General features: G+C 71.3%; 6 protein-coding genes and 1 pseudogene. 2 read left to right on the top strand and 5 right to left on the bottom strand.

The features are described 5' to 3' along the window. A pseudogene (locus tag AB0N07_RS48830) lies at positions 1-146 on the bottom strand (RNA polymerase subunit sigma-70); the annotation flags it as partial. A 307-nt stretch (positions 147-453) separates the two neighbouring features. Between AB0N07_RS48830 and AB0N07_RS48835 the strand changes: the two are divergent. Then, complete coding sequence (locus AB0N07_RS48835; protein ID WP_365847140.1) at positions 454-1,470, top strand: aspartate-semialdehyde dehydrogenase; 1,017 nt, start codon at positions 454-456, stop codon at positions 1,468-1,470. On the opposite strand, the gene AB0N07_RS48840 is transcribed toward AB0N07_RS48835, so the two are convergent. After that, complete coding sequence (locus AB0N07_RS48840; protein WP_365847142.1) at positions 1,467-1,937, bottom strand: DUF1203 domain-containing protein; 471 nt, start codon at positions 1,935-1,937, stop codon at positions 1,467-1,469. The two genes, AB0N07_RS48835 and AB0N07_RS48840, sit on opposite strands and share 4 nt — an antisense overlap. Positions 1,938-2,094: 157 nt before the next feature. Here AB0N07_RS48840 and pepN point away from each other — a divergent pair, with 157 nt between their 5' ends. Then, on the top strand, positions 2,095-4,665 hold the full coding sequence (gene pepN, locus AB0N07_RS48845; protein WP_365847144.1) for an aminopeptidase N: 2,571 nt from the start codon (positions 2,095-2,097) through the stop codon (positions 4,663-4,665). A gap of 86 nt (positions 4,666-4,751) precedes the next feature. Here pepN and AB0N07_RS48850 read toward each other — a convergent pair whose 3' ends face one another. From AB0N07_RS48850 to AB0N07_RS48860, 3 genes are all read right to left on the bottom strand, one after another. Continuing rightward, on the bottom strand, positions 4,752-5,510 hold the full coding sequence (locus AB0N07_RS48850) for an SDR family oxidoreductase (RefSeq protein ID WP_365847146.1): 759 nt from the start codon (positions 5,508-5,510) through the stop codon (positions 4,752-4,754). 75 nt (positions 5,511-5,585) lie between these two features. Further along, on the bottom strand, positions 5,586-6,911 hold the full coding sequence (locus tag AB0N07_RS48855; protein ID WP_365847148.1) for a sigma-70 family RNA polymerase sigma factor: 1,326 nt from the start codon (positions 6,909-6,911) through the stop codon (positions 5,586-5,588). Between the two features lie 85 nt (positions 6,912-6,996). Further along, entirely contained in the window at positions 6,997-7,884 is an 888-nt protein-coding gene (locus tag AB0N07_RS48860; RefSeq protein ID WP_365847150.1) for a LysR family transcriptional regulator, read from the bottom strand. Positions 7,885-7,974: the final 90 nt, after the last annotated feature.

Raw genomic sequence — 7,974 nt, forward strand, 5'->3', positions numbered from 1 at the left:
ACCCGCACCGCCCCCCCCCCGCCCGCCTGCCCCCACCGCGGCACCCCGCCCAGTGCGAGCACCGCCCGCACCCGGCGTTCCTGAGCCGCGTCCAGAGGATCGCCATGATCGTCCTCCTGGCCACGGCGGGCCTTTCTGCGCAGCACAAGCCACCCCCTCACCGCGTTTCCTCTACGACGCCGGAGCCGGCGGAAACGTTCGGCCCGGCCGTGGGGAATCGTGCAGAGGTGTACGTCACACCGGCGCGCGCGGCCAGCACAGCTTGCGGTAACGGGCCGTCGTGAGGTGAATTTCTCCAGCTCAGCGCGGGTGTGGGCGGAGTTCCGCAACTGTTGTTCGCGGTGCGGCGTCCCAGGCTTCGGGCATGGAGCGCAAAGAATTGGACAGGCGGACCCGGGTCGGCCGCATGATGGAAACGCCGCAGACATACAGGAACACGCAGAAGGAGTCGCCGTGAGGGTCGGAATCGTCGGAGCAACCGGGCAGGTCGGCACGGTCATGCGCAGGATCCTCAAGGAGCGCGACTTCCCGGTCACCGAGCTGCGCCTGTTCGCCTCGGCCCGCTCGGCCGGCACGGTGCTCGACGGTGTGACGGTGGAGGACGCGGCGACCGCCGACCACACCGGCCTGGACATCGTGCTGTTCTCCGCGGGCGGCGCGACCTCGAAGGCGCTGGCCGAGAAGGTGGCCGCGCAGGGCCCCGTCGTGATCGACAACTCCTCGGCATGGCGCAAGGACCCCCAGGTCCCGCTGGTCGTCTCCGAGGTGAACCCGCACGCGGTCGCGGACCGCCCCAAGGGCATCATCGCCAACCCGAACTGCACGACGATGGCCGCCATGCCGGTCCTGAAGGTGCTGCACGCGGAGGCGGGCCTCGAGGCGCTGGTCGTCGCCACCTACCAGGCGGTGTCCGGCTCGGGTCTCGCCGGCGTGGCGGAGCTGCACGGCCAGGCGCAGAAGGTCGTCGCCGACGCCGACAAGCTGACGCACGACGGCTCGGCGGTCGACTTCCCGGAGCCCGGCGTCTACAAGCGCCCCATCGCCTTCAACGTCCTCCCCTTCGCGGGCAACCTCGTCGAGGACGGTCTGAACGAGACGGACGAGGAGCAGAAGCTCCGCCACGAGTCCCGCAAGATCCTGGAGATCCCCGAGCTCAAGGTCTCCGGCACCTGCGTCCGCGTCCCGGTCTTCTCCGGCCACTCCCTCCAGGTCAACGCCCGCTTCGCCCGCCCGATCTCCCCGGAGCGCGCGACGGAGCTGCTGGCGGGCGCCCCGGGCGTCGCGCTCTCCGAGATCCCGACCCCCCTCCAGGCCGCCGGCCAGGACCCGTCCTACGTCGGCCGCATCCGCCGCGACGAGACGGTGGACAACGGCCTCGCGCTGTTCATCTCCAACGACAACCTCCGCAAGGGCGCGGCCCTGAACGCGGTACAGATCGCGGAGCTGGTGGCGGCCGAGCTGAAGGGCTAAGGCCTCCTGACCTCGTAGAGGAAACAGCCGTACTCGACGGCCCGGACGTGGACGAGCGCCACGGACGGGTCGTCGAACGCGTTGTGGAAGGCCGCGTCGTCGGGGGCGTCGACCAGCTCGCCGCCGAGGATGTGCCCCTCGGCGGCGTAGCGGCGGACCGTGCGGTGGGCGTTGTCGAAGGGGTAGCCGTCGCCGTCGGGGCCCGGGCACTCGTCCGCGTGGATGAAGACCGGCCCCTGCTCGTCGTAGGCCCCTGGCTCGGCGCCCGTGTCGGCCGCCCAGCGGCGCAGGGGTGCGTACGACACGAGGGCGATGCGCTCCCCCGGCTCGCTGCGGCGCAGACAGCAGCGCAGCGGGGCGCCGCCCTCGTCGTCGGCCACGGGGACCATCGGACGGCCCGCGTCGTCGGTGGTGCGCAGTTCCTTGAGGACGGACGGGGCGATGGGGCGTGCGGTGTACGTCGTCATGCATCCAGGCTGGCGCGGGCGGGGCCGCGGGACCGGCGGGATTCGGACGTGACGGTCCGGGGCGCCCACCGGTTGATCCATCGGGAAAACCCTCGTCGCCCTCCCCACGGTCCCGTGGAAGGATGGCTGAACCGACACATGACGAGGAGATGACCGCGTGCCTGGCACAAACCTGACCCGCGAAGAGGCGCAGCAGCGGGCGAAGCTGCTCACCGTTGACTCGTACGAGATCGATCTCGACCTCTCCGGCGCGCAGGAGGGCGGCACCTACCGGTCCGTGACGACGGTCCGTTTCGACGTGGCCGAAAACGGCGCCGAGTCCTTCATCGACCTGGTGGCCCCGACCGTCCACGAGGTGACGCTGAACGGCGACAGCCTCGACCCCGCCGAGGTCTTCAAGGACTCGCGGATCACCCTTCCGGGGCTGCTCGAGGGCCCCAACATCCTTCGGGTCGTCGCCGACTGCGCCTACACCAACACCGGTGAGGGGCTGCACCGCTTCGTCGACCCGGTGGACCAACAGGCTTATCTCTACACCCAGTTCGAGGTCCCGGACGCCCGCCGCGTGTTCGCGTCGTTCGAGCAGCCCGACCTCAAGGCGACCTTCCAGTTCACGGTGAAGGCCCCCTCCGGCTGGACCGTCATCTCCAACTCGCCGACGCCCGAGCCCAAGGACGACACCTGGGTCTTCGAGCCGACGCCGCGGATCTCCAGCTACATCACCGCGCTGATCGTGGGCCCGTACCACTCCGTGCACAGCGTGTACGAGAAGGACGGGCAGAGCGTGCCGCTCGGCATCTACTGCCGGCCCTCGCTCGCCGAGTTCCTCGACTCCGACGCGATCTTCGAGGTCACCCGGCAGGGCTTCGAGTGGTTCCAGGAGAAGTTCGACTACGCGTTCCCGTTCAAGAAGTACGACCAGCTGTTCGTGCCGGAGTTCAACGCGGGCGCGATGGAGAACGCGGGCGCGGTGACCATCCGGGACCAGTACGTGTTCCGTTCCAAGGTCACCGACGCGTCGTACGAGCTGCGCGCGGAGACCATCCTGCACGAGCTGGCGCACATGTGGTTCGGCGACCTGGTCACCATGGAGTGGTGGAACGACCTGTGGCTGAACGAGTCGTTCGCCACCTACACCTCCATCGCCTGCCAGGCCCACCACCCCGCCTCGCGCTGGCCGCACTCCTGGACCACCTTCGCCAACTCCATGAAGACGTGGGCCTACCGGCAGGACCAGCTGCCGTCCACCCACCCGATCATGGCCGAGATCAACGACCTGGACGACGTCCTGGTCAACTTCGACGGCATCACCTACGCCAAGGGCGCCAGCGTCCTGAAGCAGCTGGTGGCGTACGTCGGCATGGACGAGTTCTTCGGTGGCGTTCAGGCGTACTTCAAGCGTCACGCATACGGCAACACGCGCCTGTCCGACCTGCTGGGCGCGCTGGAGGAGACCTCCGGGCGCGACCTGAAGAACTGGTCGGAGAAATGGCTGCAGACGGCGGGCATCAACGTCCTGCGTCCCGAGATCGAGACGGACGCCGCCGGTGTCGTCACCTCCTTCGCCATCCGCCAGGAGGCCCCGGCGCTCCCCGCCGGCGCCAAGGGCGAGCCGACCCTCCGCCCGCACCGCATCGCGGTCGGCCTGTACGAACTCGACGAGGACAGCGGCAAGCTGGTGCGTGACGAGCGCATCGAGCTGGACGTCGACGGTGAACTGACCGCCGTGCCGCAGCTGGTGGGCAGGCGCCGCCCGGCCGTCGTCCTGCTCAACGACGACGACCTGTCGTACGCCAAGGTCCGTCTCGACGAGAAGTCCCTGGCGTTCGTCACCGAGCACCTGGGCGACTTCGAGTCGTCGCTCCCGCGTGCCCTGTGCTGGGCCTCCGCCTGGGACATGACACGGGACGCGGAGCTCGCGACCCGCGACTACCTCTCGCTGGTCCTGTCGGGCATCGGCAAGGAGTCCGACATCGGTGTCGTGCAGTCGCTGCACCGCCAGGTGAAGCTGGCGATCGACCTGTACGCCGACCCGGCCGCCCGCGAGGCCCTGCTCACCCGCTGGACCGACGCCACGCTGGCCCACCTGCGCGCGGCCGAGCCGGGCAGCGACCACCAGCTGGCCTGGGCGCGGGCATTCGCGGCGACCGCCAGGACCCCGGAGCAGCTGGACCTGCTGGAGGCGCTGCTCGACGGTTCGCAGACGATCGAGGGCCTGGTCGTCGACACCGAGCTGCGCTGGGCGTTCGTGCAGCGGCTGGCCGCGGTGGGCCGCTACGACGAGGCGGAGATCGCCGGCGAGTACGAGCGGGACAAGACAGCCGCCGGCGAGCGCCATGCGGCCAGCGCCCGTGCCGCCCGGCCGACCGTGGAGGCGAAGGCGGAGGTCTGGGCGCAGGTGGTGGAGTCCGACAAGCTGCCGAACGCCGTCCAGGAGGCGGTCATCGGCGGCTTCGTCCAGACCGACCAGCGTGAGCTGCTCGCCCCGTACGCCGAGAAGTACTTCGAGGTGGTCAAGGGCGTCTGGGACTCCCGCTCGCACGAGATCGCCCAGCAGATCGTGGTCGGCCTCTACCCGGCCTTCCAGGTGTCCCAGGAGACCCTGGACCGGACGGACGCCTGGCTCGCCTCCGCCGAGCCCAGCGCGGCCCTGCGGCGCCTGGTGTCGGAGTCCCGGTCGGGAGTGGAGCGCGCACTGAAGGCGCAGGCGGCGGACGCGCAGGCGTAGTCGCCCGGAGCAGTACGAGAACGAGGGCGCCCGGTGTCACACCGGGCGCCCTTCTCGTGTCCGCGCTCAGGTTCTCGTTCCTGCGCTCAGCGCACGACCATCCCGCCCGTCACGTTGACGAACGTGCCGGTGATGCCGCCCGCCTGGTCCGAGGCGAGGAAGACGGCGGTGGCGGCCACCTCGGCGAGGGTCGGGTTGCGGCGGGTCATACGCATTCCGGCGAGGTTGTCGACGATGCCCTGGACGGCGGCTTCGTCGATGGCGGGGTTGACCGCGGAGAGCTTCTCGACGGTGAAGGTCTCGGGTACACCGGCCGCCCACAGGCCCACGGCGCGCACCCCGCGGGGACCGCACTCCAGGGCCAGGTTGCGGACGAGCGTGTCGATGGCGGCATCGGCGGGTCCCGTGCCACCCATCATCGGACTGCCGTGCGCGGAACCGCTGTTGAGGGTGAGGATCACGCCGGAGCCGCGCTCGGCCATGCGGCGGGCGGCACCGCGGGCGGTGATGAAGCTGGCGCGGACGCCGTCCAGCACCGGCCGCATGAAGTCGTCCACCGGCATGTCGGTGAGCGGGGCGCCCTGCACATCGCCGCGGGTGACGAGGTTGAACGAGATGTCCACGTCCCCGACGCCCGCGAGGTGCTCCTCGACGGCCGCCTCGTCGAGGGCGTCCACGACGGCGACCTCGGCGTCCTTGATGTCGGCGGCCACGGCCTCCAGCGTTTCCCGGGTCCGTCCGACCAGGTGGACGCGTGCGCCCTCGGCGGCGAAGGCGCGGGCGACCGCACCGCCGATCGAGCCGCCGGCGCCGTACACGATCGCGGTCTTGTCGGTGAGCAGCATGGTGATCTCCTCGGTAGGGGTGTTCCGTATCGGTCGGTCATACAGACGCACCGCACCCCGATCACTCATCGGTCGTCACAGCCGCAGCGGCAGTCCGAAGGCCGGGAACAGATGCGGTTCGAAGGACGTGATCTCCACGATCCGGTCGTCGGCGTCGAAGCGCAGGACGTCGAGGACCTGGGCGCGGTGGACGTGCGTACCGGGTCTGCGGACGTAGCCGCCCGCCGCGAGCTGCCCGTTGGCGCGGGCGGGCAGATGGCGCCAGTGGCCGAAGAACATGGGGGACGCGGGGTCGAGGGTGGGGCGCAGGAACTCGACGAGGGCGTCCCGGCCGGTGAACCAGAACGGGTTGGGCGGCATGGTGAGCGTGACGTCCTTGCTGAGCAGGGCGGTCATCGCGGCGAAGTCGAGCTGCTCGGCGGCGGTCATGTACCGCTGCAGAACGGTGCGTTGGGCTTCCGTCGGCTCGCCCGCACTCCACTCCGCGCGCTGCCCGGGCAGGTGGTCGCGGAGGGTGGGCCGGGCCCGCTGCAGTGCGCTGTTGGCCGAGGCCACGGTCAGGTCGAGGGCCTCGGCGGTCTCGGCGGCGGTGAGGCCGAGCACGTCCCGCAGGATCAGCACGGCCCGCTGGCGGGGCGGGAGGTGCTGGATGGCGGCGAGGAAGACCAGCTCCAGGGTCTCGCGGGAGACGGCGGCGACGTCCGGCCGGTCCTCCTCGGCCGTGGGCAGCTCGTCGTCGGGGTAGGGCTGCAGCCAGGTGATGCGTGCGGGTGCCTCGCCGGTGCCGTGGTTCATGCCGGGGACGGGCTCGTAGCGCTGCGGGCGGCGGGCAGTGCGGCGCTGGAAGTCCAGGCAGGCGTTGGTGGCGATGCGGTACAGCCAGGTGCGGGCACCGGCGCGTCCCTCGAAGGACTCCCGGGCCCGCCAGGCCCGCAGGAACGTCTCCTGCACCAGGTCCTCGGCGTCGTCGTAGGAACCCGTCATGCGGTAGCAGTGGACGTGGATCTCCCGGCGGTGGGCCTCGGTGAGGGTGGCGAAGTCGGCTTCGGTGAGGGGGATTTCCGTAACGGCTGTCGGTGTTACGGAAGGCTCGGCGGGCCCCTGGGGTTCCTTCGCGGTGTCCCGGGCGGTCCGGGCGACCCGCCGCAGCCGCGCCACGGCGGCCGACAGGTCGGCGACCCCGGAGTACAGGACCGAGGGCGGCTGCGGCGTGAGTTCCTGGACCTGCCGCCCGATGTCGTCGATCAGGCGCTGCACACCGCCGGCCCCCGCCCCGGTCCCCTGCCGCTCCCGGTAGGCCTTCTGCCGGCATGCGGCCGAGCAGTACACGGAGCTGCGGCCCGTGCGCCCCGCCCGTGCGGGGAGCGGTTTGCCGCAGTTGGCACAGGTGTCGGCGACCACGGGCACCTCCGGGGTGGTGAAGGCATTGCGTCACGCGGGGACGGTGTGACGCTATCGCGATACGGGGGCCCTGGGCGGCCTCTCGTCACACTGGTTCGGACGGCCGGGTGAGGTGGGTGCGGGCGACCTTGCGGAACGCGGACACCAGACGGCTGCGGTCGCCGGCCCGGGTGGCGAGGGCGACCTGGCTGGGCTCCACGCCGTGCAGCGGGACGGCGGTGAGGTCGGGGCGCAGTGTGATGCCGGTCGGATAGGCCGTGACGACCAGGGCCTCCCCAGCGGCGACGACCTCGAACTTGTCCTCCAGGTCCAGGATCTCCGGGCCGTCGGGCACGGGGCGGCCGTCCGGCCGGGGTTCCAGGCGCCAGAAGGACGCCCAGGCGGGGTCGGCGCCGGTGATCCGGGGCATCGGCTCGTCCGCGATGTCGTCGACGGTGACGGACTCCTTGCCGGCCAGGCGGTGGTCGACGGGGACCACCACGGCTCTGGGCTCGTCGTAGAGGACGGTCACCTCCAACTGGTCGGTGGCGAAGGGCAGCCGGGTCACCACGGCGTCCACCCGGCGTTCGAGCAGCGCGGCGCGCGCCCCGTCCCAGCGCAGATGCCGGCTGCGTACGTCGGCGTCCGGATGCCGGCGCCGCAGCTCACGCACGGCCGCGGTGACGATCAGGCCGCTGGTGAAGCCGACGGTGAACCGGCTGGGCTCGGCGGCGGCCCGGGCCTCGGCCGCGGCCTGCTCGGCGGCGCCCAGCAGCGCCCGCGCACGCGGCAGGAACACCTCGCCGGCCTCGGTGAGCCGGGTGCCGCGCGGGGTGCGGTCCAGCAGCCGGGCGCCGAGCTGCTGTTCCAGGGCCGCGATCTGCCGGCTGAGGGACGGCTGGGTGATGTGCAGGGCCTCGGCGGCACGCCCGAAGTGGCGGTGCTCGGCGACGGCGGTGAAGTAACGGACCAGACGGAGGTCGAGGTCAGCCATTGGTAGTTGGAGGCGCGGTGCCCTTGCAGGCCCGGTTCCTCCGTCCCCTTTCAATCCGTGCGTGCGGTTTTCCCGCACACGGCTTACCGA

Origin of the sequence: Streptomyces sp. NPDC051172 (genome assembly GCF_040682555.1) — a bacterium.
GTDB lineage: Bacteria > Actinomycetota > Actinomycetes > Streptomycetales > Streptomycetaceae > Streptomyces.

Bases quoted from the DNA above. Each gene is read 5' to 3' on its own strand.
- AB0N07_RS48840 (WP_365847142.1), bottom strand. From the start codon at position 1,937: ATGACGACGTACACCGCACGCCCCATCGCCCCGTCCGTCCTCAAGGAA.
- AB0N07_RS48850 (WP_365847146.1), bottom strand. From the start codon at position 5,510: ATGCTGCTCACCGACAAGACCGCGATCGTGTACGGCGCCGGCGGCTCG.
- AB0N07_RS48860 (WP_365847150.1), bottom strand. From the start codon at position 7,884: ATGGCTGACCTCGACCTCCGTCTGGTCCGTTACTTCACCGCCGTCGCC.